Here is a 25,813-nt window from a genome sequence, read left to right on the forward strand (position 1 = left end):
GTGGAAAAATGAAAAAAATAGCAATTTATATTTATATGTTGGCTGTTAAAGTAGTGAGCGGTTTAGCAAGACTTTTTCCTATGCAGCAAAAAGTGGTGTTTTTAATTAGTTTTGAAGAGAATCCCGCAGCTATTATTAAGCAAATGGAGCTTGATAAATTTACGCCTAATACGATTATTTTTTATGATCCACGTATAAATGTAACAAACATTTCACGAGATTTTCTAAAGCTAAAACCTAAAAATATAGCTCAATTTATTCCATTAATGTTTCATCTTAATACGGCAAAAGTAGTTGTAACTGATAATTATTTTGTGGAATTAGCTGGGGCAAAATGGAGAAAAGGTGCTTCTTGTATTCAAATTTGGCATGCAAATGGTGCGCTGAAGAAGTTTGGCTGGGAAGATAAAGCAGCGCAAAAAAGAACCACAGCAGATAAAAAACGATTTCAAGCTGTTTATCAACGTTTTACGAATGTCGTCGTTGGGTCTGATGAAATGGCTTTGATTTTCCAAAAATCGTTTTTATTAGATGAAAAACAGCTATTAAAGATTGGCGTGCCTAGAACCGATTATTTTTTTGATAAGGAGAAGTTGAAAGCAAATTATGATTGGACCTTTCAATCGTTAAATCTTTCCAATAGAAAACAGCTATTGTATGCTCCTACTTTTCGTGATGATGAGCTACAAAACACATCTTTACACTTAGATATTGCTGAAATGGAACGAGCACTGGGTGAGGAGTATCAATTAATTTTAAAATTACATCCTTCGATTAGTAATGATTTAGAAAAGTTGGATAGTGACTTTGTCGTCTATGTAGATAAAGAAACACCCATTGAAACCTTGCTTCCAGTGGTGGATATTTTAATTACAGATTATTCATCGATTCCATTTGAATTTGCTTTACTTGAAAAGCCGATGATTTTTTATACGTATGATTTGCAAGCATATGATAAAGCACGTGGTCTTTCAGATGGTTTTTTAGAAACGATTCCAGGTAACTGTGTTTTTACAACTGTAGAACTTATTGAAGAGATTAAAAAGGCGTCCTTCGATTTAGAAAAAGTTCGTCAATTTGCCTTGAAATGGAATAAATATTCAGATGGATCTTCCAGCGAACGATTTGTTTCGCTTTTAAAAGAAAGACTAGAAAAGTAAGACTGCTAACCAGTAGAGAATTTTTTTATTTCTTGATATACTACTAAAGAAAGTAGGTGGGCTGATGAAAAAAGTAATTACATATGGCACATTTGATTTAATTCATTGGGGGCATATTCGCTTATTAGAACGAGCTAAAGCGCTTGGAGATTATCTGATTGTCGCAATTTCAACAGATGAGTTCAATCGAATCAAGCATAAAGAGGCATACCATAACTTTGAGCACCGCAAACTGATTTTAGAAGCGATTAGATATGTGGATGAAGTAATCCCAGAAAGCAACTGGGAACAAAAACTAGAAGATGTACAAAGTCGTGATATTGATGTCTTTGTAATGGGAGATGATTGGGAAGGCGAATTTGACTTTCTAAAACCATATTGCGAAGTGGTTTATTTACCACGTACAGACGGAATTTCTACCTCAAAGATAAAAGATGATTTAAAATAGTAGTGGCACAAAATGAGTACTCCAGTAATGTTTAATTATTAGGTGGTAGGCTTGTTTTGTGCTATTATTATGTATAAATGATAACTAATAAGAACAGTTACGATAGGAGCAAGAGAAATGACAAATTTATTTCAAGATGATAGTCTCACGCTACATACAGACCTTTATCAACTAAATATGATGAAAGCGTATTTTGACGATGGACTTCATGAGCGTAGATCGGTATTTGAAGTTTTTTTCCGAGATATGCCATTTGATTCAGGTTTTGTTGTATTTGCTGGACTAGAACGAATTATTCATTATATGCAAAATTTGCGTTTTACGGAAACGGATATTACCTATTTACATGATGAGCTTGGTTTTGACGGGCCATTTTTAGAATATTTACGAACATTTAAATTTAAAGGAAATATTCTTGCAGCGAAAGAAGGCGAGTTTGTTTTTAAAACAGAACCTATCTTGCAAGTGGAAGCAAGCCTGGCAGAAGCACAATTAATCGAAACTGCTTTGCTTAACATTGTGAACTTCCAAACGCTGATTGCGACAAAAGCAGCCCGAATTCGTTCAGTAATTGACGACGAAACGTTTGCGGAATTTGGAACGAGACGCGCGCAAGAAATGGATGCAGCAATTTGGGGCACAAGGGCGGCTTATATCGGTGGTTGTGATTCAACGAGTAATGTTCGAGCTGGAAAGATTTTCGGCATTCCTGTCTCCGGCACGATGGCACATGCGATGGTTCAAGCTTACCGCGATGAACTGGAAGCATTTAGAAGTTATGCTAAAACACATTTTGATTCCATTTTCTTAGTAGATACATACGATACTTTAAAATCTGGAGTTCCAAATGCGATCAAAGTAGCACAAGAAATGGGGGACAAAATCAACTTTATCGGCATTCGTTTAGATAGTGGAGACATGGCTTTCTTATCCAAAAAAGCCCGCCAAATGTTAGATGATGCTGGTTTCACCGAAGCGAAGATTTTTGCTTCAAGTGATTTAGATGAACATACGATTTTGTCATTAAAAGCTCAAAAAGCGAAAATTGATTCATGGGGTGTTGGTACGAAATTAATTACTGCCTACGATCAACCTGCACTTGGAGCCGTTTATAAAATGGCTGCTATTGCGGATGAGAATGATATTTTACAAGACTCAATTAAACTTTCCAGTAATACAGAAAAAGTTTCGACTCCTGGCAAGAAAAAAGTCTACCGAATTATTACGAATGAAGAAGGTTTAAAAGCAGAAGGAGACTATATTGCTTTAGAGGATGAATCGCTTGAAAACGTCGATAAATTAACCATGTTCCACCCAGTGCATACGTACATTATGAAAACGGTGGAAAATTTTACAGCTCGTGAGCTACTCGTACCGATTTTTAAAGATGGCGAATTAGTATATGAAATGCCAACTTTAGACGAAATTAAAGCCTATAAAGAAGAAAATCTGGCACTGCTTTGGGATGAGTATAAACGTACGGTTCGCCCGGAGCAATACCCAGTTGATTTAAGTGTGAAATGTTGGAAAAACAAAATGCGCAATATCGAAAAAGTCCGGAAGAGTGTTCAATTACATTCACCAGTTGAATTAGATATGCCGTTTTAGGAGGAATTATGATGGATATCAGAAAAAGAATTTTAGCAGATATGCAAGTAGCAGAAACAATTGATGCTCGGGCAGAAATTAGAAAAAGTGTCGATTTTTTAAAAGCATATTTAACAAAGAATCCGTTCTTAAAAAGCTTTGTTCTTGGGATTTCTGGTGGGCAAGATTCCACGTTAGCAGGAAAATTAGCACAAATGGCGATAAGCGAACTTCGCGCAGAAACGGCTGACGAGGAGTATCAGTTTTTCGCGGTGAGCTTACCCTACGGAATTCAACTAGATGAATCGGACCGTCAAGATGCCCTGGATTTTATGCAACCAGACAACAGACTGACCGTCAATATTAAAGCTTCAGTGGACGCAAGTGTGGCGGCCCTTAGTGAAGCGGGCGTGGAGCTATCTGATTTTGCTAAAGGAAATGAGAAAGCGCGCGAACGGATGAAAGTTCAATACGCGATTGCGGCAATGAATAAAGGTGTAGTCGTTGGAACAGATCACTCGGCAGAAGCAGTTACTGGTTTTTATACGAAATATGGCGATGGGGGAACAGATATTAACCCGCTATTTCGCTTAAATAAACGCCAAGGCAAGGCACTTCTAAAAGAGCTTGGTTGCCCGGAACATTTATATATGAAAAAACCGACTGCTGATTTAGAAGATAATAAACCAGCCCTTCCCGATGAAGTAGCTCTAGGTGTTACTTACGACCAAATTGATGATTATTTGGAAGGGAAAACAGTTCCAGCAGAAGCAGCAGCAAAAATTGAAAACTGGTTTATTAAAACAGAGCATAAGCGCCATATGGCAATCACGATATTGGATGATTTCTGGAAATAGGAGGTTGTTTAAATGAAAGTTGGTTATGGATTATTAACGGCATTTTATACACATCCTGGAGAGCGAGATCAGTTAGCGTCTATTTTGCTTGAAGCAGCAGAAAGTTTGGAAGAATATAATACGTGTATCCAGTACATCGTTAGTGTTTCAGAGACAGAAGCGGAGACGATTTTTGTTTCAGAAATCTGGGTCGACAAAGGTCATCATGAAGCTTCTCTTGATAACATTGCTGTAAAGAGCATGATTGCAAAAGCTAAACCGCTAATCAAAGAAGTCAAACGCATCCAAGAACTAGATATCCTTGGCGGCAAAGGAATGTAGATATGCAAAACAAGAATGATTCTGGGATTTTCCAGAGTCATTTTTTGGAGGGATGAAGTTGAAAACATTAATGATTGTCTGCGCTGGCGGAGCGACTTCCAGCTTAATGGCACAAAACGTGGTGAAAAGTGCGGTTTCAGAAGGATTGGATGCTGTACTTGTTTTTCCAGAAGATGTGAAGTACCACGATCGTTTCCGTGAAAATTTTGGCGAGCGAGATTTAGTTGTTGTAATGGGTCCCGTTGGCGCAATAACGGCTGGGAAATTCCGCGATTATAAAGAACAAGTCGATGCAGTGCTAGTCGCGCCACAAGTAAAATACATGTATAAAACTGTAGAAGAAGTTTTAGGGGAGCTTGAAATCCCTTGTGCTAATATAAATTCACTTGATTTTGGTCGAATGCGCGGCGATAAAATCCTCGTCCAAGGTTTAGGGCTGATAGACCAGAAAAATTCCAAATAAGGTGTTGCAACTTTAGAGGGGACACGTTAAAATGAAAGAAGATGAAAAGGACAAGTGATTTGTCCTTTTCTTATTAGTACCGTGAAGTAACCGCAAATTTGCGGTTTCATTTTATAGATAAGGGTGGTTTTGTTTAAAATTATGAAAGACTTTACCGAGCAAGAGAAAATTATCGTTCTAGACTTTGGTAGCCAGTATAACCAACTTATTACGCGCCGTATCCGTGATTTCGGTGTGTACAGTGAATTACATCCGCATACTATCACTCTCGAAGAAATGAAAGCACTAAATCCAACGGGAATTATTTTTTCAGGAGGACCAAACAGCGTATACGACAAAGACGCTTTTCGTGCGGATGAAAGAATTTTTGACATGGGGATTCCGATTTTAGGAATTTGTTACGGAATGCAACTAATGACTGTCCATTTTGCCGGAAAAGTAGAAGCAGCAAAAGACCGTGAATACGGAAAAGCAGATATCCATGTAGAAGTACCTAACCGTTTATTTGCCGGACTTCCAACCGATCAAGTAGTTTGGATGAGCCACGGAGACTTAGTAGTGAAAGAACCAGCTGGCTTTGAAGTAACGACAACAAGCCCATCTTGTCCGATTGCCGGAATTGCTGACGAAGCTCGCCAACTCTACGGGGTACAATTCCATCCAGAAGTACGTCACTCTGAATACGGAAACGAATTACTGAAGAATTTTGCATTAAACATCTGTGGCTGTAAAGGTGACTGGACAATGGAAAACTTTAGCGAAGTCGAAATCGCTAAAATCCAAGAAATCGTTGGCGACAAAAAAGTCTTGCTAGCGCTTTCTGGTGGCGTTGATTCTTCTGTTGTTGGTGTGTTAATCCATAAAGCAATTGGTGACCAACTAACCTGTATTTTCGTTGACCACGGCTTGCTTCGTAAAGGTGAAGCAGACCAAGTAATGGCGACTCTACAAGGTGAATTCAATATGAACATCATCAAAGTAGATGCGAAAAAACGCTTCATGGACAAATTAGCAGGCGTTTCTGACCCAGAACAAAAACGCAAAATCATCGGTAACGAATTCATTTACGTTTTTGATGATGAAGCAAACAAACTAGATGGCGTAGAATTTCTCGCACAAGGAACACTTTACACCGACATTATCGAAAGTGGTACAGCAACCGCCCAAACAATCAAATCACATCACAACGTTGGCGGCTTACCAGAAGATATGCAATTTAAACTAATCGAACCACTAAACACGCTTTTCAAAGATGAAGTTCGTGCCCTTGGAACCGAACTTGGCATGCCTGACGCAATCGTGTGGCGCCAACCATTCCCGGGTCCAGGTCTTGGAATCCGCGTACTTGGCGAAATCACCGAAGAAAAACTAGAAATCGTTCGTGATTCTGATTATATTTTACGCGAAGAAATCAAAAAAGCCGGTTTAGAACGCGAAATCTGGCAATACTTCACAGCACTTCCAAATATCCGTAGCGTTGGTGTTATGGGTGACGGAAGAACGTATGACCATACTGTGGTTGTTCGTGCGGTGACGAGTATTGATGGAATGACAGCGGATTGGGCTCGTATTCCGTGGGATGTGCTGGAGAAGATTTCGGTGCGGATTGTGAATGAAGTAGCTCATGTGAACCGGGTTGTTTATGATATTACGAGTAAACCGCCTGCTACGGTGGAGTGGGAGTAAAGAAAGGTGAGTCGTAAATCCTTTAGTATAAAGGGTTTACGGCTCTTTTTTTATTTGAATTGCACTTTTTATAATTCTTGCCGTATAAACTTTTTCGTGTGTTTATTTCTTGGTGATGTATCTAGGTTTTCGATGGGTGGGGTGTAACTGATTATTCCTTTTAGTTTAGTGGCTACTTCAAAATTACTATTTGGATAAAGGTGTCCATAAGTTCCGAGTGTAGTTTCAATATCTTCATGACCTAATCGCTCTTTAATAATAAGCGGATTTTCTCCCATACTTATTAGTAGTGATGCATGAGAATGTCGCAATGCGTGGAAGCGTATTCTATGAATTCCAGCTTTTTTAGCGAAGCGAGCTATAGCATAACTGATAGTATGTTTCTGACACGGGGGGTTATTGTAACTGATAATAAATCCAGTGTCTAATATGTTTTGTTGTGTATTTTTCCACTCTTTTAGTAGTTGTAATGTATCTACATCTAGAACAATTTGGAGGGTACTGGCTCTAGTTTTAGGTTCTACAAAATAATATTCATTTATATTTCTATAAAAAAGTGTTTTTGTGATACTGAGAATTCCAGTTTCAAAATCAATGTCGTCCCATTGTAATGTTGTTGCTTCACCAATTCGTATACCAGTCATAAAGAGTAACCAAATAGAAATAAATAAAAAATGTTGATAATAGTCTTCTTTAAAAATACATGATATGACTTTTTCAAATTCTTCTTTTGTCCAAAATTCGACTTTTGTCTTTTGTTTTTTTACATTACCTATTATCTTTGCGGGATTAACTTCTGCTAAGTTTAGAACAACAGCTCTATCCATTGCTATTGAAAAAATACCTTGAACACCACGTACATAAGAAGCACTTAATTTTTTTATTAGAGATAGCTGCCAACTTTGAATAAGAAGGGGATCAATTCCATTAACAGGAAATTTATAGAAATACTTGAAATATTTTTTAATACTAGATTCTCTATTTTCATAAGTTCGTAATTTTACTTGTGATTTGTACCATGGAAGAAATATTTCTTCAGTGAAATATTTAAATGTCATTTCATCTGTTTTTCTGCTAATTCTTCTGGTTTCATTAGGATTAATCGAGAGTATTCCTCTTTTGCTTCTTTTATTGTTTTGAAGCTACTAGAATATTTTTGGATTTTCTTCCCATCAGAATCGTAACCTAGGTTTGCTCTGAAATAATATGTTCCGTTTTTTGCTTTTTTAATTGGGCTTGTTGCCATGTTTATCCTCCTTAGATAATATGCAAGAAGTTTTAATCAGGCTCTATTTTTCGCTTCTAAAAGTAATACCTAGTAGTTCTTCTACCGTTTCTCGTGGCACTTTATCTAATTTCTTTGCTTGATAGTATGTGTGTCCTTTACTTATCATTAGCTTCTTTGCTTGTCTAATAATATCTGCTGAGAATGAAGGACCATAGCCTAGGGGGACTGACCCAAGAAAGTGAGACAAATATAAAGACCCTGTAATTAGGTTGTTTGTTGCCGAAAGTCATGAGGAGATAAATAACCTAATTTTTGTTGAATACGAATAGTATTATAATATGTTATATATTCTAACACAGTTTGTGTTACAATTGTTTTAGAACTTGTAGTTTTGGGTTCTAAGTAGAACGTTTCAGCCTTTAGTAAAGAATGAAATGATTCAATGCAGGCATTATCAGCAGGTGTTCCTTTGCGGGACATGCTCATGGAAATGCCTTTTTCTTTAACCCTGTTTTGAAAAGCAAATGCAGTGTACACTGAACCTTGATTGCTATGTAAGGTACATGGTTGAGTTAATTCTGGCAGTTGATTTAAAGTATCTAGTACCAATTCAACATCTTGAGTTTCACCAATGGTTTGAGCGATAATTTGCCCGTCATATAAATCCATGATTGATGATAGATATTTTTTTGTTGGAAGATAGGTAATGTCAGTTACCAATTTTTCTAATGATCGGCTTGCTTTAAAGTCACACTCAAGTAGATTTGGTGCTACCAAATGTAGTTTTCCTGGTCGTGGGAGCTTTCTTTTCTTTTTCACCCGACATTGCCACCCAAAGTGTTTTATAATCTTTTGTACTGTGTTCTTACTTATTTGATACGCTCTTTTTAGGAGTGCAGTGATTTTACGATAGCCATAACGAAATTTATGTTGTATACAGAGTTCCCCAATAGATTGAATCTTCCATGCCCAAACTTGTTGATGACTGATTAATTGCTTCTTCCAACGATAGTAGGTCGATCGAGCTACATTCAATGCTTCAAGGATGACGCAGAGTGGTGTAATAGACTTAAAATAAGCAACTACTTGGATGACAACTTGTGGGACCAACTCCTTTCCAATGCGATGTGCTTTTTTTAGATTTCATTTTGTTGTTCCAGAAACTTAATCCGATTTTCTGTGCGTTCTTGATCAGATACATCTTCTGGACCAAAGCCAAACGAATATTGTTTACCTACTGGCTGACTCAAACGATAATGTTCATTGTTTTGATACCAACGCCACCATGTTTTCACTTGAGTTTTATTTTTAATATTTAGTTCTAACATAATTTGTTTTGTGGTATAGCCTTATTTTTTCATTTCTATTGCGTTTTGTTTTACTTCTAGTGGATACATTACTCTTGTTCCCATTAGAAAAACACCTCTTCAATTTCATATATAATTCTATTATATATTTCAACTTATGGGGTGTTTTTATTTTGTCTCACTTTTTTGGGGCACTGCAAATCTATAATAGATTTTTTGTGTTTTTTTCTATGAAAATATATATATTATTTTAAATTTAAAATCAGTTATTCTGATTCGCTTGAACTTTTTGAACAAGTCAAATCTACTTGAGAAATTAACCAATCAATCATATAATCTTCTATTTTAATATTTAGCTGGCGGTATAACTTTAATGTTGATAACCGCTCTGTATCATCATGTTTATCCCAATATTCATCAATAGTTACCATGTTCATTACTGTCACCCCAATTTTAATGATGATAGAAATATTATATGTCGAAATGGTGAAAAAGGATAAAAGTTATTCCTGTTATTTTACTCATATCAGTGTATTTTAGCTACGTAATCAGATAAAATAATTATGGATAAGATATATAAACATTGGTAAAGCTTTTATAGTTTAATCTAAATGTCCGAGTAAGATATTAGTGGGACTATAAGGCTTTTTCTTATCCTGCCTTATTCATTTAGCCACCAACTAAAACAGAAATACAGACACTTATAACAACAGGTAATATGTTTACCATTTTTTCACTTCCCGACAATCAAATAATAGCATAGAGAGAGTTATATTTAATTTTGACTACAAAAATAGACAGAGGGGATGAAGTTTAATGGAAATGAGATCTGGAGCAACATTGAAAAAGATTCGGGTGTATTGTAATTCAAAAGAGCGAGATGTTTATGAATCAATTATGTCACGGGCACATTTATACCAAATAGAAAAAAACATTCAAATGCCATCATGGCATATTGTCGTAGCTATGTTGCAAAAATATACGATGACGTTAGCTGAATTTGAATACATTCATAATGATTATCAGCTCGATCCAATTCAATCTCTATGATTGAGTATTAGAGGATAGTTTTAAAAAATTGGTAATAATAAAATTTGAAGCAGGTAAAATATTTTCGGTTTATTAAGATCAAAGAATTAAAGTGTGGATAAATGTAAGTACATTTAAGCTGGGAGGGGAAAACTACTATGTCAAAAATAAATGAAATTCAAAAAGCGATAATTCAACTAGAAGGCGGAGCTTTTCAAAGTCTCATGGACGCATATTTATATGTTAAGTATGGATATTCTAACATTTCTGAGCTTGGTTCACATATAGGAACTAATAAGACTACAAAAGGGAGTCCTGATTCTTTCATAAGAAAAGAGAATGGGAAATATATATTGATAACATACGGAACGGTATTACATACAAGCTATGCGAAAATAGCAGACGATATAAAAAAATGTTTGGATAGTACTAAAACGGATATTGATATTGGAGATATTGATGAAATTATCGCCTGTCATACTTCAAGTCGATTAACACCTAATGAAAACAAGCAATTATATGAGCTTTTTAAAAATATTACTTTAGTAGGAATTGGAGAAGTAGCTAAAGATCTTTATTTTTACTATCAATCATTGGCAAAAGACCATCTAGGTGTAGGAATTGATACAGATCAAATTTTGACAGTAACAGAGTTTTATAATAAAAATGCGCATAGTAGTTTTAGCACACCGTTAGAAATGCCTTTATTAGGCAGAAATACCGAAAAAGATGATTTGGTAGAAGCTTTAGGTACATATAATTTAGTTTTAATAAATGGCAAGGCTGGAGTTGGAAAAACAAGACTAGCATTAGAAGTGTGTGTGAACTATGCAAAGGAAAATAATGTCGATTTAAAATGTGTGAAACAAAATGGAGAATCTATTTATGATGATTTAGCAAGCCATTTTATAGATAATAAAAATTATTTGATTTTTATTGATGATGCGAACCAACTTAGTCAATTAAGTCATTTACTGGATATGGCTGTAGATATTAATCGCAAGTACACAATGAAACTTGTACTAACTGTTAGAGATTATGCAACAAAAAAAATAGAAGATAATATTAAAACTAAGTTATTTCCTTATGTTTATGAACTTGCCCCACTTTCATCTGAGAATATTGAACAAGTCATTAAAGAAAATTTAGGTATAAATAATACTATGATAGTTAAGCGAATTTTAGATATTTCTTCAGGTAGCTTGAGGATAGCCATAATGGCGGGAACATGTGTTAATAAGAAATTATTTGATCAGGTGAAAAATGTATATGAAATATATAGAAACTATTATAGTGATATTTTAGTAGGTATGAATAAAAACCACTTGATTATTGCAAGTCTTATTGCTTTTTCAGATTCTATGCGACTTAACTCGGAACATGTGATTTATCAGTTAGCAAAAGAGCAAGGAATTAATAGCGCAACATTCAATGAAGTAAGTAAAGAACTTCACGAATTAGAAGTTGTTGATATTTTTGAAAATTCAGCTATAAAATTTAATGAAGAGTCATTTGGGAACTATTTGTTATATTTTGTATTGTATGAGAAAAGATGGATAACGATAGCTGAGTTAATAGATAAAACTTTGTTGGATTTCCCAAGTCGGTTGAGTTATACAATTTCAACATTATTGAGCCTATTTAATAATCAGGATCTAGAAGATTATATTACTGTAGAAATTAGAAAGTTATGGGAGAGTAAATTCAAGTATAGAAGTGTTCAAGATAAGTGGGCTTTTGTGAAAATATTCAAATATTTTATTATAGAACCAGCGCTACTATTTACAAAGATAGAAATAGATAAGTTAGAAAAAATTGATGTGGATTTTTTGAAATATGATTTTGAAGAGAAAAGTAATCATCTGATGATAAAATCTGATTTAATGGAGAGCCTGATATCATATAAATATACTGATAGATTTCAAGATGCTATAGAACTAGCTATATATTATATGCAGCATAATAATAATTACCCAATGGATTTTTATTTCTTATTTAGTAAATATTGGACAATTGATAAAGATTCTCACACCTTTAACTATCAAAAAGAAACTATGTTAGTGAATACATTGTATCAATATTATCAAGGCGAAAATGATGATAAGATAGCTGTTGTTTTAATATCTCTTATAGGCTCTCTTCTGAAATTTCAGTTTGATAGTTCAAATTATATTAAAAATAATAAAGTTGAATTTTCACAGTATGGACTATTGGACTCTAAGGCGCTGTTAGATCTCAGAAAAAAATGTATTGAAGTATTGGCAGTGTTATATCAAAACAATAATTATAAATTGAAAATATTAAACCTACTAGATAATTATAGTTTTAGAGAGCAAACTACAACTAATTTGAATATAGCTATTCAAGATATTGTCAATATAGGGACTTTTCTTGAGAAGAACTTGTCTCAAGAAAAATTTGATGAATGTGTAGTGCTCAAATATTTTTTCGATTTGGCAGAACGATTAGAGCTAAGTAATCAAAAAGAATCTTTTATGGCATTTCAAAAAAATGAAAGTTTTATGTTATACACTGTATTAACTAGGGATGAATACTGTCGCAAAGATTGGAAAAAATATAAGGAAATTAAAGATAATGAACTTAGAGAAATAGCTCGTACAATTACAGAGAAAGATTTTATAAATCTGATTATTATGTTTAAGTCTAAAAAAATATCATGTAATGACTGGGATTTTGAAAATAATATGATTATGCTTTTATTAAATTTATCAAATGATGATTACTTTATTAGCTGCTGTGAAGTATTAATGGAGCATAATGTTTCTGTGGCAATGAATATTCATGCTATACTGCAAAAGATGATGAATATCAAAGGATATGATGATAGTAAAGTTTTGATTGAAAAATATAGTTTTCAAGAAAGAGATACATGGATAACAACCTTATTTTCACTACTAAATCCTGAGGAAATGTCAAAAAAACGAAGTGAAGATATAATATTATTAATTGATGAACAACAGAGTTTTTCTAGAAATATGTTAGAGGTAAGCGTTATAATGGCAGCTAACATAAACAATGATCATTTTGCAGTTGATTATCTCATAAAAATAATACAAAAAAATAAAGAAAACCTATTCATTTTCCCTGAGTTTTTTATTAGAACAGATACTGATGAAATAGAGGAATTGTATGACACTTTTACTAGCACGGATAGAAAGAATATACTGGCTGATATATATCTATTAGCTATACAAGATAATAGAGGACATTTTGATTATGATTATAAATGGTTTCTTTTTTTCTATAGCAAAAATAAAGATATCTTAAAACAAATAATTGCAATAGAATTAAGAGAGTATCGGGCAAAAGATAGTGTTTTACAGGGAGTCTGGAAAATAGTAGATTTTAAGAAAGTAATGAATGAGATAGTTACTTTCGTTTACGAGAATACAGATATTAATTTCGGCAAATTAGAATATATAAAAAGCATTTTTGCTGTAAAAGATTCAGAACATAAAATTAATAATTGGATATTAGACTACATTAAGGAAAATGCTACTAATATTGAAATGATGAAATTTATTTTTAGTATAATTTGTAATTTGAATTATTTTATTAAGAAAGAGGCAGTAACTACTTTTTGTAAATTTAATAACTCATTTATTGATTTTTTGAAAATAAACATTTTGAAAACATGTTGGTCTTGGTCTGGCAGTGAAGTACCATATATAGATGAAGAAATATTATTTATTGAAGAGCTAAATAAAAATCTAATTGGGTTAGATTTTATAGAGCATAGAAACGAACTATCTAGGATTGCAGTTAACTTAGTAAAAGAAAAGGATAGGGTTTTAGTAAAAGAATTCATCGAGCAGAGATAATTTGTTTTTAGGATCATTGAAAAATATAAACATTTGTATAAATCGAGCAAATTAAATTAAAGTAGTTTCCAAATCCACTGCTATTATATGTTGTAAATAGGAATTAAATTTTAACCATTAATCAATTTTTGTTGATGCATGTGCAATAACTACATAAGATTCTAGAAACGGAAGTATCTCGTTTTTACTGATGTAAAGAAATTAAATGTATACAACTTAGTTTGTGCTTATTAGAAGGAAAATAAATTTAAAAAAAGAAGACCATTTCTATTCGGTCTTCTCTTCTCATAACTATATTGAATATCAGAGGCAATTACTTTCCAAAGCCTGAGCGAGACTAAAACTTCATTGCACTTTTTATATTTTTGACTTCAGTATAAAGAGTTTTATATTTCTTTAAAACTCTTTATTATCAACGATATTTGCCAATACTCCATACATAGGTTATGGAGTGGGAATAAGGCAAAAAGCTTTGGAAATCCTTATTTATAGGGACTCTCAAGGCTTTTTCTTTATTTTTGATAACAGTTATGTATATTTTGGTATAATGTAATCATGTATTTTTAAACTATACTTTATAAACTTAAAAAGGAGGTACTAAATTTGGACAGTACTAGCATACTTACTATATTAATTAGCATTTTGAGTTCATCTATATTTACCCTTATTTTATCAACTTTGTTTTTTGACCCCTTCAAAGATAGAAAAAAATATATATTTGAAGAAAAACAACGCATATACATTAGTATTATTACGTTTGCTCAAATTGCTTTATATCCAAAAGAAACAGGATTTGTTGCTACTATTGAATATGAAACAAAAGACATGAATCTCACTGAACGCTCTGATATAGCTCTCAATAATATACAAATATTCATACCAAGAGTAGCCTTACTTACTAAGAATCCTCGTTTAATAACCCCAATTAATAATTTTTTAAAAGAACAAAATGAAGAATCTTTCAATCTGATGATAGATGTTTTGAGAAAAGATTTATTCAAGTAACTTTTTTAGATTTACAACTACTGTACTTCCGCTTGCTAAACTTGATTTTTCATAAAGAAATACAACCCATTTCTTTATGAAAAATCAAGTGGAATTAGTTGGTGTTGCTTGTAACTAAAAAGAGGTACTTCTTTTTGGAATACACGTTGTTTATTTATGCAGATTATTTTTTCTTAATATTAATTCCTTCCACTTTAAAAAAAGCGAGATAAAACCATTTGATATATATGGGTTACAATGGATACCATCCAAGGTCACGAATGTTTCTCCTGACTTATCTAACTCACTTTGAGTGATGATTGGTTTTGAACTTGAAATAGCTACCCAAATACTCTTATATTTTTTGTCTTTCATGAGAAGATCATACGTGTACCCATCAATCTCTCCCGTGCGCTTGAACCGACCTCCAAAAGTTAGACTAAAAATCTAACTTTTGGAGGTCGGTATTTTTATTACAAAGTATAATTTTGAATTTAAATTAAAAATAGTTCAAGAATATCTTGACAGTAAAGGCGGTTACACATATCTAGCCAAAAAACATGGTGTCAAAACGGAGCAACAAGGTCGGAAAAGGGTAAAAGCTTACCAACAATTGGTATAGAAGGACTTTTACAAAAGCAGCAAAATAGACATTATTCTGTTCAAGAGAAGTTAAATGCGATAGTTTTATACTAAACAAGTGAGTTATCTTATCGTGAAATTGCCAATCAAATTGGTCTCAATAATCCCACATTAATTGTTAGTTGGATGAAAAGATTTCGGGAAGATGGGAGTAGATGGAATCTCAAAAACGAAAGGACGTTTACCTAAAATGGCTGCAAAAAAAGAAAATCATCTGCACAAGATAACTTAGATTGAAAAGCTTGAAAAAGAAAAACACTTGTTAAAAAATAGAGCTGGCTTATTTAAAGGAGTTGAGAAGGCTGCGTTTAGGGGACAAACGCAAAATGAGAGAATTGCACGAATCATTCACAGTCTCCGAAGATGCTTCCGATTAACCGAAATCTTAGAAACCCTGCGGTTTCCTAAATCTACTTGCATGTACTGGCAAAAGCATTTGGATGGAGAAAATCTGACAGAAAAGATATAGAATGAGGTAAAAGATATTCGTAAAACACATCTTAATTACGGCTATAGACGATTGACGCAAGAACTTAAACGTCATGGCTTCTAAATAAATAAAAAGAAGGCACAACGCTTAATTCAAAAATTGGGATTACAAGTCAAATCATTCACCCGTAAATCTTGGAAGTATAATTCCCTATAGAGGAAATGTAGGGGAAATTACCAAAAATCGCGTAAAAAGACACTTTTATACTGCTATACCTCAACCACAGATACGACGGGGTTTAAATATTTTGAAACAGATTCCTCTGGTATACTTCGTCAGAAGAAAATGTATTTAAATCCTTTTATGGATTTGTATAATAACGAAATAATTAGCTATAATACCTCAAAACGTCCTACTGCTCAAGCAATTATGACTTCTATTCCATTTCCTTCTTGTCACTCATCAAACCTTATGATTACCTTCCCCTCTGGATGTCCGGTTGCGACTAGCTCTAAGGCTTGATTGATGTCCTCTAACTGAAATTTTGTTGGATTAATAGCTGGGATAATCTGATTTTTTTCGACAATCTTAGAGACTTGTTCCAATTGTTTTCCATCTGCCCGAACAAAAATAAAATGATATTCGATATTTTTTTCTTTTGCTTTTTTATCATACTTGGAGCCAGCTAAACTAAATAAAAATTGCTTCCATTTTGGTAGTCCTTGGCTTATTGCAAAACTTTTATTAGGGCCTGTTAAAAGACTTAATAAACGACCACCTGATTTGATAATTGCTAATTCTCGTTCAAATTCGGATGCACCTAATGTATCAATCACAAAATCGACTGGTTCTAGTACTTCCCAATAATTTTCTGTTTTATAGTCGATAAAGCGATCTGCACCAACTGCTAAAGTTTGTTCTTTAGCGGTAATGTTTCCTGATACAATAACATTTAATCCCATTGATTTTGCAATAGGGATGGCCATTTGACCAAAACTACCTGATCCTCCTGCAATAAATACGGTCTGACCTGCTTTAGCGTTTAATTTTTCGTGCAGACCTTGATAAGCTGTTAGACCTGTTAAGGGAACCGCTGCTCCTGTAACAAAATCTAAATGGCTAGGTAAAAACCATATGGCAGTTGCATCAACAGCGACATATTCTGCAAAAGCACCAATATGTTCTATCGGTAGTCGAGTGTAGACAGCATCTCCAACTTTAAAGCCTTGGACATTGTCGCCAACTTTCTCAACTATACCCGTTAATTCATTCCCAAGAGTGAAAGGCATAGAAAAATTTTGGATTAGTTTTACTGAACCAGTTATGTTCAGAATTTCTAGCGGATTAACAGCAGCCGCTTTCACTTTTATTAATACTTGGGTATCCAAAATGGGGGGGATCGGTATTTCTGTAATATTCGCATGTAGTTCTTTTGAATATTTGCTGATTTGTGCTGCTTTCATTTTTGAATCACCATTCTTTCATTTTATTTGACTGTTTGTAAAAATAGATAATTTACATATATTTATTAGAACGTTCATTCTAATATTGCTAAAAAATAAAAACTACAGCGTAAATATTGGGAAAATAGCATTTCTTAAAGTGAATTCATTTTTTTCATTTACCATGCCTACTGTATAATTACTTTCATAAAGTGCGACTAAGTAGGAAGCAACTTCTTGGGGTGTTCGTATTGGATAATTATTAGAAGATAAATCAGTAGCATTTGAATCATTGGCTTGTTGAATAAATGCAGTAGCGGTAAGGGCAGGTGCTAAGACTTTGGCTTGTAGTTGTGCATTTTTCAACTCGGCAGCAAGTCCTTCTGTTAGGACACTGATAAAAAACTTGGAAGCAGAATATCCAACATTTCCCAAAGCGATTACATAGCCCATTGCGGAAGAAACATTAATTAGTTGTGTGCCTTGTGTTTGGGCATAATCTTTAGCGTATAGAGTTGATAATATAGTTGTTGCTGATATATTTACATCAATCATTTGTTCCAATTGTTTTAAATCACTATTTACTAATGTTTCTGAACTACCAACACCAGCATTGTTAATCCATGTTTCAACTTCATACTGTTGCAATGAATCATATAGTGAATATACTTGCTCTTTATCGGATAAATCACTTGTTTTTATGATGATATCCAAGTTAGCATATTGTTTTTGGATCTTTTTTTGTAATGCAATTAATTGTTTTTCTCGTCTTGCAATAAGGATTAGATTTTTTTCTTTTTCAGCAAAAGCTAATGCAGTTTCATAGCCTATACCTGAACTTGCGCCAGTAATAACTGTGAACTTTTTACTCATATCTCTACCTACTTTCTATTTAATTATTGACAAGGTTGTTTTTACAATGGTGTGTAACTTTATTTGGTCATTGGTAGTTTTCGCTAGTACTCTTATGCCAACCCAAGCATTATGCAAATAACTTGCTAGCTCTTGTAAATTTTTATTTTTTGAAATTTCTCCTTTATTCATAGCTTCCACTAATAGCTGATAAAGATACATTTCACTTTTATCAAATAGTTCTTGTATTTTCTTTTTTATTGGTTCATCTAACAAAGATAATTCTGCTGCTGAATTTACAATTAAACAACCTTTAGGGCTTTCATTATTTACTGAAGATACACTCAAAAATAATGTTTCAAGTTTTTCTTTTATTGTCATATCTTGTTTTACTTGTTGTTTAATAATTTGATTAAGTCGAAATTCATAACAATCAAGTGATTTTAAGAATAGCTCATGTTTATCTCCAAAAGTGTCATAAATACTACGACGATGGATTCCCATATGATCAACCAGATCCTGCATAGATGTTTTCTCATAGCCTTTTTCCCAAAAGATTTGCATTGCTTTATTTAAAACTATTTGTTCATCAAACTGCTTCACTCTTCCCAATGATAATTCATCCTTTCTAAAATATTAGAACGCTCATTCTTATATTATCAAAATATTAGTTATAAGTAAATAGTAACCTTTGATTCTGTCCCGAATGTCTTATTATTTTCAAGTAAAATAACTCTGCTTTTCAATTATTGGTTATATAGCCAAAATTCCCTTTTACGTATGTCATAATATTAAAGTCTTTTGGAAAGTTGGAATGTAAAAAAATTCAACTGTTTCATTTATTTCCAAATGCTATTTTTGTTTAACAATTTTTCTTGTAAATGATATAGTAAAAATGATAATACACAATTATTCAAATGACAAAAGTTTAAAAGGAAACTCAATCAAAACATCTTCTTCGTGATTTCTGCTGTTTAGTAGAATCTTCACTAAATGCGTGAATCTATTACAAGAAACAATAAAAAAGCGAACTAAATTTATATTTTATCATTGTACGTTTAGCAATTTGGAGGCTGATTATGAATCAATTTGAAATAGATAATATGTTTGAAGATAAGGTATTTGTGAATTTTATCTGTGGTGAAGACACTCAATGGTTTTTGGGGTGTTATTATGAGTAATATGATAGAGTTATTAGAACAATCATGGGCAGAGGGGCACCTACCTATCATGCAAGGTATTGTAAAAAAAGATGGATTATATTATGAGATTAAGTATGAAGAAAATCGGATGAAAACAGCTAATCCCATTTCATTTTCATTTGATTTCACAGGGGATGACTTCAGTGAAATTGATAGTTTCTTTAAGACCACTATTAATAATTACACTCTTTATTGTGGGGAGGGAAGTTGGGGCGGTGACGGTTTTATTTACATAGAAGATACTAAAACGAAGCAATTGTTATGGTGTTTATTTGATGACCGCATTAATCCTATAATGAAATGCAGCATATCGAAAGATAAACTGATTGCTGAAAATAATAATTCAATTCAATATATATTTGATTTTCAAAATCCGGAAAAACTTTAACTTGCTTTTAAAAGTTGCTTTGTGTGGTATGGTTGAGCGGTTAATTCAACGGATATTATTTATATTTGGAGGTAGTTAAAATGACTGACTTACAAGGCTTTCATAATAAAGTAATGAATTTAATGGTTAAATTAAGAAATGAAAATATATTTGATGATGCCTTGTATGACGAGATTTTTGGAACCCTTGAAATTTTTGTTGAAGAATGGAAAACACACGATAGCATTCCAAAAAAGACATTTATAATTTGCCTCTACTTAATTGATTTTTTAGCAGGTGGTAGCCGTTTTTTATCAGAAGAAGATAACGAAAAGCTTGAAGATGCTATGCAATACATGAACTTTTCACAACCCTGGAGGATTAGATTATAAGCATTATCTAATTATGGAGTTGTTATATATAATAAAAAAATCGGTGTTTCTCATTAAACTAGATATGTTCACAAAATTTAAATATTTTTGAGCGGTTTTATGAATTACCAGTATATGAATTGTTAGCGTAAATATGGAATAATAAAAACAAAGCAAATTGCTTTTATTTAATGGAAAAAGTTAAACCAAAAACGCTACTAACAAAGAACAATAATCCTACAAAAAAATACCCAAGGAGGTAAGGAAATATGATTCCATCTTATTTAAAAGAGGTAGCTAGAAAAGTAACTATCGATGATTATTTGCATTTGGAAATCACAACTAAGGATGTAGACGAATATTTTGAAATTTTTTATTGCGGAATGATTTGGAAAAGTGGGGATGATCAATTAATTACAGCAGAAGATATGAAGGTTCCCCTTAAAATCGTTGCTAAAAGTACACTTACAAATAAAGAAATAGTACTTTTTGATGGCGCTTTTTATGGATATGATAATATGTTTTGTGATGTTTATGACCAAAAGGCAATTGATAATCGGGAATTAATACAGTATCCTCTGAATAACATTGTTAAAATTAATTTTTTAGTTGGGATAGGAATAGATTATGAAAGTGAAAAAGAAAATTACGACTTTGATGAAGATGGTAATGTGTTATTAATTGATGGTCGATATATTTCTTGGGAAGACACCAAAGCTGATGGATTTGACTTCCTAGAAATAACTGCAATAGATGAAAATGGTCAGTCTTATTCAATTATGAGTGAAGAACTTGCTTAAAGCTTATTAGCATTTTTTTAAATTGATGTGTGTGACAAGCAGGATCCTGAAGCCATTCTTGCTTGAATATTATTTTTAATTATCATTTTCATTAGCGCGCTTTGGGTGGACTTAATGGAATCAGCAAAATTATATAATAGACAAGGAGAATTTTAAGTGGGTTTAAAGAAAAAATCAAACCGTTTCACTAGATAGAACAGACTGATAGTGAATTTTCATTAGTGTTATATGTGGAAGATTACAGTATATTGCTAGTGATTAAATAAGTATCAGAGTAAAAATAGTGGTGACAGTTGATAAAACGGATTTAAATATAGCGAATATGGAGGAAAATATGACTTATGAAGAGCTTTTAGATGAAGAGTTTGGTGCAAGTGAGTTAATTCATTATGAGAATCAAAATAAGGAATATCGAGGTATGTTATTAAAAACTATCCCCAAAAACCAAATAATTCGGACGCGATTAGCAAAGAAAACAGATAAAAAAGCAGGATACTTTGTTGCTTTTTGGGAGAAAAATAACGAAAATACTAATGTTGCTTATGATAAGAAGAATCCGGCAGATTTTTTATGTATTGTTGTTACGGATAACCACTTACAAGGTGTATTTGTCTTTCCGAAGCAAGTCTTGGTGGAGAAAGGTATTTTGAGAAGTGCGGGGGCTAAAGGGAAGATGGCAGCTAGATTTTATCCTGCTTGGTGTCGAGATTTAAATAAAACGGCGCAGAAAACACAAGATTGGCAGTTAGCATTTTTTAAAGATTATACTACAGAGGAGAGTTAACCACTGTTTTTAATGAATAGGTCTAACTCCTTCATAAGAGAAATTATTTTGGTTGGAAGTATCCAAATAGGATAGCAACTAAATATTGCATGTTCAATAAAAACCACATTTGATAATGATTATCATTATCAAATGTGGTTTTTTGTGATATAATAAACAAAGATTTATTAGAAGGGGTATGCAAAAACATGGGGAAAATAACAAAGAAAACGGCTAATAGAGCCAAAAAAACAAGTTATATGAAAAAGCAATATCCATATATGATTGGGGGAAACAATAATGATTGATAAACGTCTCTTCCAATTGGTCGAAAAAAAGCCATTAATTTTGCTAATTCTTTTCCGTACTATCCATTTAGGGCTAATGATTACTTTGTGGTTCATTTTTGCTCAACAATTAACGAATTATTTAGATGGACAAAGGATCGATATATATTATTTAGTTGGCACGGTTGCGCTCGTTTTAATTGGCAAATCAGTGCTTACAAAATTAATGGAAAAGCAAACCTACAAAGCTTCTGCAGAATTACGTTTGTCAATGCGACGGGCGGTTATGGCAAAAGCATTTCGATTAGGGAATAACGAGGGGCAATTAAAAGCGTCCACTTTAACACAGCTTGCGGTGGATGGGATTGAACAGCTCGAAATTTATTATGCGCGTTTTTTACCGCAGTTATTTTATTGTTTGATTGCTTCATTGATGATTTTTGGCAGTTTGGTTGGGTTTGCGTGGCAGCCAGCAGTAGTATTACTTATTTGTATGCCGATGATTCCAGTTGTAATTATGGCGATAATGAAAATGGCAAAGAAAATTTTGAGTGGTTACTGGTCGGATTATACGAACCTGGGTGCTAAATTTCATGAAAATTTGAGCGGGTTTAGTATTTTAAAAGCTTACGACCAAGATAAGTATAAACAAGAAGAAATTGCAACGGATGCTGAACGGTTTCGTAAGGTGACGATGAGTCTTTTATCGATGCAACTAAATTCAATTACGATTATGGATATTATTTCCTATAGTGGAGCAGCTCTCGGTATTGGTATTGCATTAATTGCTTATACAAATGAAGCAATTAGTACGGTGGGTGTGTTGATGTTCCTTTTACTAAGTGCCGAGTTTTTTATTCCAATGCGCCAATTGGGCTCATTGTTTCATGTTGCGATGAACGGAATTAGTGCTTGTAGTAAATTATTTGCTTATTTGGAACTAGAAGAGCATCTGTACGGAACAAAAGAACTAAAAGCACCATTGAAAATTATTGAAGCTCGCGAATTGGTTTATACATATAACAAAGCAAACTTGCCTACCCTTCAAAAGATAACAGCTAGTTTTAGTCGTGGTAGTTTTTCAGCACTTGTTGGAAAATCGGGGTCTGGAAAAAGCACTTTTGCACGTGTGTTATTACAACAATTAACTGGTTATCAAGGTGAAATTAGTTGGAACAATCTAGCGCTTACAGATTTAAGTGAGGAGACTATTCGCGAGCAAAGTCTAATGGTAGATCATCATGGTTATCTCTATGCAGATAGTATTCGTGCAAATTTGATAATGGGAAATAAGCAAATAAGTGATGGTGACTTATGGGCTGTGTTAGAGCGTGTTTGTTTAGCAGATTTTGTAAAAGAATTACCAGAACAATTGGCAGAAACTTTACAAGAAAATGGAAGTAACTTATCAGGTGGACAGCGACAAAGGCTTATCCTAGCACGTGCGTTACTAAGGGAAGCAGAACTTTATGTTTTTGATGAAATCACATCTGGCGTGGACTTAGAGAGCGAAAAAATTATTTTGGCAGTTATACAAAAATTAGCCAAAGAGAAAATAGTGCTTTTTATTTCGCATCGTTTATATAATGTTTTGGAGGCGGACCAAGTGCTGGTATTTGAATCTGGAAAATTAGTGGAAATTGGCAAATCGGCGCAGTTACAACAAGATTCAAGTTATTTTAAAAATTACTTTTCAGAAGAATCACAGTTGCTCAAAGGGGGTGCTTAAAATGACAGAATGGGTGATTGTTCGTTGGTTATTAGGCTTTGTTAAACCGTTAAAGCTGCGAATGATTATGGCAATTTTACTTGGTATTATTAGTAATTTATCGGTGATTGCGATTTCTTTAATTGGAGCATATGGAATTTTGGCGGTTGTTTTAGGACAAGCTCTGAGTCCGCAAAAGTGGCTTATCGTAATGGTGGGCTGTGGAATAATTCGTGGGCTGGCGAGGTACGCGGAACAGTATTTAAATCACGATATTGCTTTTCGATTATTAGCGATTATTCGGGAACGAATTTTTGCGACGCTTAGAAAACTTGGGCCTGCACGCTTATCTGGTAAAAAAAGTGGTGACTTAATTACGGCAATTACAACCGATGTGGAAGCTTTGGAAGTGTTTTTTGCGCATACTATTTCACCAGTTTTCATTGCGCTTGGAACGACGATAGTGACAGTGGGCTATTTAGGGACTTATGATGTTGGTTTAGCGTTAATACTTTTCATTGGTCAAGTTTTAGTTGGTATCGTTTTACCAGTAATTAGTTATAACCGAAACAAGCAGATTGGAGCGGATTATCAAAGGGAATTTGTTGGGTTAAATCAAGCAGTGATGGAAAATGTTGCTAGTTTACAAGATGTTTTTCAATTTAAATTAGGGAAAAAGCGCTTAGCTATGTTAAATGAGAGCGGGCAAAAGTTGAATAGGCAGTATCAAAAGAAATTAAAACAGGGAACTCAGCTACAAATTTTGAGTGAATGGGTTTTGATTGGAACTGCTGCTTTGGTTTTAGGGTTAGGAAGTTTCTGGCAATTACCAGTGGAAACTGTTTTAATTGGGACAGTGTTAAGTTTAGGTTCTTTTGGGTCGGTGTTAGCGTTAAATGGCTTAGGAACGGCTTTGTTAACTACTTTTGCTAGTGGGAAACGGTTGAATGCTTTAACGGAAGAAAAAACAACGGTTGTTTTTGACGGTCAGCTAGAATTAACGGATTTTGAAAAAGCAGAACTTGATAAAGTAAGTTTTAGCTATGATGGCAACCAGTCAATTTTGAGTGAGGTGTCGCTTGATTTGCCAAATGGAAAATGGTTAGGAATTGGTGGAGAAAGTGGTAGTGGGAAAAGTACGTTGATGAAAATTCTGATGCGATATTTTGATCCAGAGGGGCAAGTTAGCTTAAATGGAAAAAATCTTCCAAATCTTAAAGAATCATCACTGCATCAACTTGAAGGCGTGATGGAGCAAAGTACATTTTTATTTGAAGATACACTTGGTAATAATATTCGGTTAGGGAAAAAGGATGCAACTTTGGAAGAAGTAAAAGAAGCCGCGAGAAAAGCCGCTTTAGACGAGTGGATTGAAACTTTACCAGAGGGATATGATACGAAAGTTGGCGGTCAAGCACGGAATTTATCTGATGGGGAACGCCAACGAATTGGCCTAGCACGACTATTTCTTCATGATGCGCCGCTTTTACTGCTCGATGAACCAACGAGTAATTTGGATTATGTGAATGAGCAGGCGATTCTTACAACTTTACGCTCAGAGGTTAAGGATAAAACGGTTTTGGTAATTTCCCACCGTGAAACAACGCTGGATTTAGCGGAAGAGCGGATTTATTTGGAGAAAGGGAAGTTGAATAGGATTATAAAATAAATTTAATAGAAACAGCCTGTCTACAGAAATATTTACAGGCTGTTTTTGGCTCTCACAATTCTACTTTCTCGGAGCTTTCGAAAAATTCTATCGTATCAAGTTCAGCTTGGAAAAATTCTTTTGTGTAAGTTTGATCGTGGTGTGTATAAAAAGCAGTTTGATTTTCCCAGATTTCCCAAAGAGCAAACCGACCTGTTGTTTTTTCTAATGGAACGACTTTAAACATGATACATCCAGTTTCTGCTATGGTTTGCTCTCTTAATTTTGCCAAGTGTTCGACAGGTTGCTCGTAAGGCACTTTCCCAGTTGTTTGAATAACCGCAGTACAATATAAATAATGATCAGTTCTCATTTCTTCTCCTCCTTTT

The 25,813-nt window shown here is 33.7% G+C and carries 22 protein-coding genes and 2 pseudogenes; 16 read left to right on the plus strand and 8 right to left on the minus strand.

All coding sequences use genetic code 11. From position 1 onward, the window contains the following. The first annotated feature begins 8 nt into the window (after window positions 1-8). The 7 genes from JL53_RS06190 to guaA all read left to right on the plus strand — a co-directional run bounded on the left by JL53_RS06190 (window position 9) and on the right by guaA (window position 6,522). On the plus strand, window positions 9-1,160 hold the full coding sequence (locus JL53_RS06190) for a CDP-glycerol glycerophosphotransferase family protein (RefSeq protein ID WP_003719314.1): 1,152 nt from the start codon (window positions 9-11) through the stop codon (window positions 1,158-1,160). 64 nt (window positions 1,161-1,224) lie between these two features. Beyond that, the gene (gene tagD / locus JL53_RS06195) at window positions 1,225-1,608 is read left to right on the plus strand and encodes a glycerol-3-phosphate cytidylyltransferase (RefSeq protein WP_003719315.1); all 384 of its coding nucleotides are present in this window, start codon (window positions 1,225-1,227) and stop codon (window positions 1,606-1,608) included. A gap of 117 nt (window positions 1,609-1,725) precedes the next feature. Next, window positions 1,726-3,216 carry a nicotinate phosphoribosyltransferase gene (locus JL53_RS06200; RefSeq protein ID WP_038407086.1) on the plus strand — a complete coding sequence of 497 codons (1,491 nt, stop codon included), beginning with the start codon at window positions 1,726-1,728 and terminating at the stop codon, window positions 3,214-3,216. Window positions 3,217-3,227: 11 nt separating this feature from the next. Beyond that, window positions 3,228-4,052 carry an NAD(+) synthase gene (gene nadE / locus JL53_RS06205; protein WP_038407088.1) on the plus strand — a complete coding sequence of 275 codons (825 nt, stop codon included), beginning with the start codon at window positions 3,228-3,230 and terminating at the stop codon, window positions 4,050-4,052. Window positions 4,053-4,064: 12 nt separating this feature from the next. Continuing rightward, entirely contained in the window at window positions 4,065-4,373 is a 309-nt protein-coding gene (locus JL53_RS06210) for a putative quinol monooxygenase (RefSeq protein WP_003719319.1), read from the plus strand. A 58-nt stretch (window positions 4,374-4,431) separates the two neighbouring features. Next, window positions 4,432-4,836: a PTS sugar transporter subunit IIB gene (locus JL53_RS06215; protein WP_038407089.1), complete on the plus strand. Its 405-nt coding sequence runs from the start codon at window positions 4,432-4,434 to the stop codon at window positions 4,834-4,836. Window positions 4,837-4,965: 129 nt separating this feature from the next. Beyond that, on the plus strand, window positions 4,966-6,522 hold the full coding sequence (gene guaA, locus JL53_RS06220) for a glutamine-hydrolyzing GMP synthase (RefSeq protein ID WP_077916410.1): 1,557 nt from the start codon (window positions 4,966-4,968) through the stop codon (window positions 6,520-6,522). A 68-nt stretch (window positions 6,523-6,590) separates the two neighbouring features. On the opposite strand, the pseudogene JL53_RS06225 reads toward guaA, so the two are convergent. The 4 genes and pseudogenes from JL53_RS06225 to JL53_RS15655 form a co-directional block, all read right to left on the minus strand. Then, window positions 6,591-7,768, minus strand: a pseudogene (locus JL53_RS06225) (site-specific integrase). Window positions 7,769-7,811: 43 nt separating this feature from the next. Next, entirely contained in the window at window positions 7,812-7,997 is a 186-nt protein-coding gene (locus JL53_RS06230) for a DUF3173 family protein (protein ID WP_038407091.1), read from the minus strand. A 17-nt stretch (window positions 7,998-8,014) separates the two neighbouring features. Beyond that, window positions 8,015-9,162: pseudogene (locus JL53_RS06235) on the minus strand (IS3 family transposase). A gap of 161 nt (window positions 9,163-9,323) precedes the next feature. Continuing rightward, window positions 9,324-9,494, minus strand: a complete 171-nt coding sequence (locus tag JL53_RS15655; protein WP_158423292.1) for a hypothetical protein — start codon at window positions 9,492-9,494, stop codon at window positions 9,324-9,326. Window positions 9,495-9,873: 379 nt separating this feature from the next. On the opposite strand from JL53_RS15655, the gene JL53_RS06245 reads away from it, so the two are divergent. The 3 genes from JL53_RS06245 (at window position 9,874) to JL53_RS06255 (ending at window position 14,933) form a co-directional block, all read left to right on the plus strand. Then, window positions 9,874-10,107, plus strand: coding sequence for a transcriptional regulator (locus JL53_RS06245; RefSeq protein WP_038407093.1), 234 nt, complete (start codon window positions 9,874-9,876; stop codon window positions 10,105-10,107). 137 nt (window positions 10,108-10,244) lie between these two features. After that, entirely contained in the window at window positions 10,245-13,928 is a 3,684-nt protein-coding gene (locus JL53_RS06250) for an nSTAND3 domain-containing NTPase (RefSeq protein WP_038407094.1), read from the plus strand. A gap of 603 nt (window positions 13,929-14,531) precedes the next feature. Further along, window positions 14,532-14,933, plus strand: coding sequence for a hypothetical protein (locus JL53_RS06255; RefSeq protein ID WP_038407095.1), 402 nt, complete (start codon window positions 14,532-14,534; stop codon window positions 14,931-14,933). A gap of 1,506 nt (window positions 14,934-16,439) precedes the next feature. Here the strand turns inward: JL53_RS06255 and JL53_RS06265 are convergent. The 3 genes from JL53_RS06265 to JL53_RS06275 form a co-directional block, all read right to left on the minus strand. Beyond that, a complete protein-coding gene (locus JL53_RS06265; RefSeq protein WP_038407098.1) occupies window positions 16,440-17,447 on the minus strand; it encodes an NADP-dependent oxidoreductase in 1,008 nt (335 codons plus the stop codon). A gap of 102 nt (window positions 17,448-17,549) precedes the next feature. Then, window positions 17,550-18,299 carry an SDR family NAD(P)-dependent oxidoreductase gene (locus JL53_RS06270; RefSeq protein ID WP_038407099.1) on the minus strand — a complete coding sequence of 250 codons (750 nt, stop codon included), beginning with the start codon at window positions 18,297-18,299 and terminating at the stop codon, window positions 17,550-17,552. A 15-nt stretch (window positions 18,300-18,314) separates the two neighbouring features. Beyond that, window positions 18,315-18,881 (minus strand): TetR/AcrR family transcriptional regulator, encoded by a 567-nt coding sequence (locus tag JL53_RS06275; protein ID WP_235317714.1) that lies wholly within the window; start codon window positions 18,879-18,881, stop codon window positions 18,315-18,317. Window positions 18,882-19,451: 570 nt separating this feature from the next. Here JL53_RS06275 and JL53_RS06280 point away from each other — a divergent pair. From JL53_RS06280 to JL53_RS06305, 6 genes are all read left to right on the plus strand, one after another. Next, the gene (locus JL53_RS06280) at window positions 19,452-19,868 is read left to right on the plus strand and encodes a hypothetical protein (RefSeq protein ID WP_038407101.1); all 417 of its coding nucleotides are present in this window, start codon (window positions 19,452-19,454) and stop codon (window positions 19,866-19,868) included. An 80-nt stretch (window positions 19,869-19,948) separates the two neighbouring features. Then, window positions 19,949-20,239: a hypothetical protein gene (locus JL53_RS06285; RefSeq protein ID WP_038407102.1), complete on the plus strand. Its 291-nt coding sequence runs from the start codon at window positions 19,949-19,951 to the stop codon at window positions 20,237-20,239. Between the two features lie 248 nt (window positions 20,240-20,487). Next, window positions 20,488-21,018, plus strand: coding sequence for a hypothetical protein (locus JL53_RS06290; RefSeq protein WP_038407103.1), 531 nt, complete (start codon window positions 20,488-20,490; stop codon window positions 21,016-21,018). A gap of 334 nt (window positions 21,019-21,352) precedes the next feature. Next, window positions 21,353-21,802, plus strand: coding sequence for a MepB family protein (locus tag JL53_RS06295; protein ID WP_038407104.1), 450 nt, complete (start codon window positions 21,353-21,355; stop codon window positions 21,800-21,802). Between the two features lie 279 nt (window positions 21,803-22,081). Further along, window positions 22,082-23,797, plus strand: coding sequence for an ABC transporter ATP-binding protein/permease (locus JL53_RS06300; protein WP_038407105.1), 1,716 nt, complete (start codon window positions 22,082-22,084; stop codon window positions 23,795-23,797). A gap of 1 nt (window position 23,798) precedes the next feature. Further along, entirely contained in the window at window positions 23,799-25,445 is a 1,647-nt protein-coding gene (locus JL53_RS06305; protein ID WP_038407106.1) for an amino acid ABC transporter ATP-binding/permease protein, read from the plus strand. A 52-nt stretch (window positions 25,446-25,497) separates the two neighbouring features. On the opposite strand, the gene JL53_RS06310 is transcribed toward JL53_RS06305, so the two are convergent. Continuing rightward, complete coding sequence (locus JL53_RS06310) at window positions 25,498-25,797, minus strand: putative quinol monooxygenase (protein WP_038407107.1); 300 nt, start codon at window positions 25,795-25,797, stop codon at window positions 25,498-25,500. Window positions 25,798-25,813: the final 16 nt, after the last annotated feature.

The sequence above is a fragment of the Listeria ivanovii subsp. londoniensis genome, from assembly GCF_000763495.1.
GTDB classification, from domain to species: domain Bacteria; phylum Bacillota; class Bacilli; order Lactobacillales; family Listeriaceae; genus Listeria; species Listeria londoniensis.

What these genes read in the sequence shown, in the direction of transcription:
- JL53_RS06190 (WP_003719314.1), top strand. Translation starts at nt 9, where the DNA reads ATGAAAAAAATAGCAATTTATATTTATATGTTGGCTGTTAAAGTAGTG.
- tagD (WP_003719315.1), top strand. Translation starts at nt 1,225, where the DNA reads ATGAAAAAAGTAATTACATATGGCACATTTGATTTAATTCATTGGGGG.
- JL53_RS06200 (WP_038407086.1), top strand. Translation starts at nt 1,726, where the DNA reads ATGACAAATTTATTTCAAGATGATAGTCTCACGCTACATACAGACCTT.
- nadE (WP_038407088.1), top strand. Translation starts at nt 3,228, where the DNA reads ATGGATATCAGAAAAAGAATTTTAGCAGATATGCAAGTAGCAGAAACA.
- JL53_RS06210 (WP_003719319.1), top strand. Translation starts at nt 4,065, where the DNA reads ATGAAAGTTGGTTATGGATTATTAACGGCATTTTATACACATCCTGGA.
- JL53_RS15655 (WP_158423292.1), bottom strand. Translation starts at nt 9,494, where the DNA reads ATGAACATGGTAACTATTGATGAATATTGGGATAAACATGATGATACA.
- JL53_RS06245 (WP_038407093.1), top strand. Translation starts at nt 9,874, where the DNA reads ATGGAAATGAGATCTGGAGCAACATTGAAAAAGATTCGGGTGTATTGT.
- JL53_RS06250 (WP_038407094.1), top strand. Translation starts at nt 10,245, where the DNA reads ATGTCAAAAATAAATGAAATTCAAAAAGCGATAATTCAACTAGAAGGC.
- JL53_RS06265 (WP_038407098.1), bottom strand. Translation starts at nt 17,447, where the DNA reads ATGAAAGCAGCACAAATCAGCAAATATTCAAAAGAACTACATGCGAAT.
- JL53_RS06270 (WP_038407099.1), bottom strand. Translation starts at nt 18,299, where the DNA reads ATGAGTAAAAAGTTCACAGTTATTACTGGCGCAAGTTCAGGTATAGGC.
- JL53_RS06280 (WP_038407101.1), top strand. Translation starts at nt 19,452, where the DNA reads ATGAGTAATATGATAGAGTTATTAGAACAATCATGGGCAGAGGGGCAC.
- JL53_RS06285 (WP_038407102.1), top strand. Translation starts at nt 19,949, where the DNA reads ATGACTGACTTACAAGGCTTTCATAATAAAGTAATGAATTTAATGGTT.
- JL53_RS06290 (WP_038407103.1), top strand. Translation starts at nt 20,488, where the DNA reads ATGATTCCATCTTATTTAAAAGAGGTAGCTAGAAAAGTAACTATCGAT.
- JL53_RS06295 (WP_038407104.1), top strand. Translation starts at nt 21,353, where the DNA reads ATGACTTATGAAGAGCTTTTAGATGAAGAGTTTGGTGCAAGTGAGTTA.
- JL53_RS06300 (WP_038407105.1), top strand. Translation starts at nt 22,082, where the DNA reads ATGATTGATAAACGTCTCTTCCAATTGGTCGAAAAAAAGCCATTAATT.
- JL53_RS06305 (WP_038407106.1), top strand. Translation starts at nt 23,799, where the DNA reads ATGACAGAATGGGTGATTGTTCGTTGGTTATTAGGCTTTGTTAAACCG.
- JL53_RS06310 (WP_038407107.1), bottom strand. Translation starts at nt 25,797, where the DNA reads ATGAGAACTGATCATTATTTATATTGTACTGCGGTTATTCAAACAACT.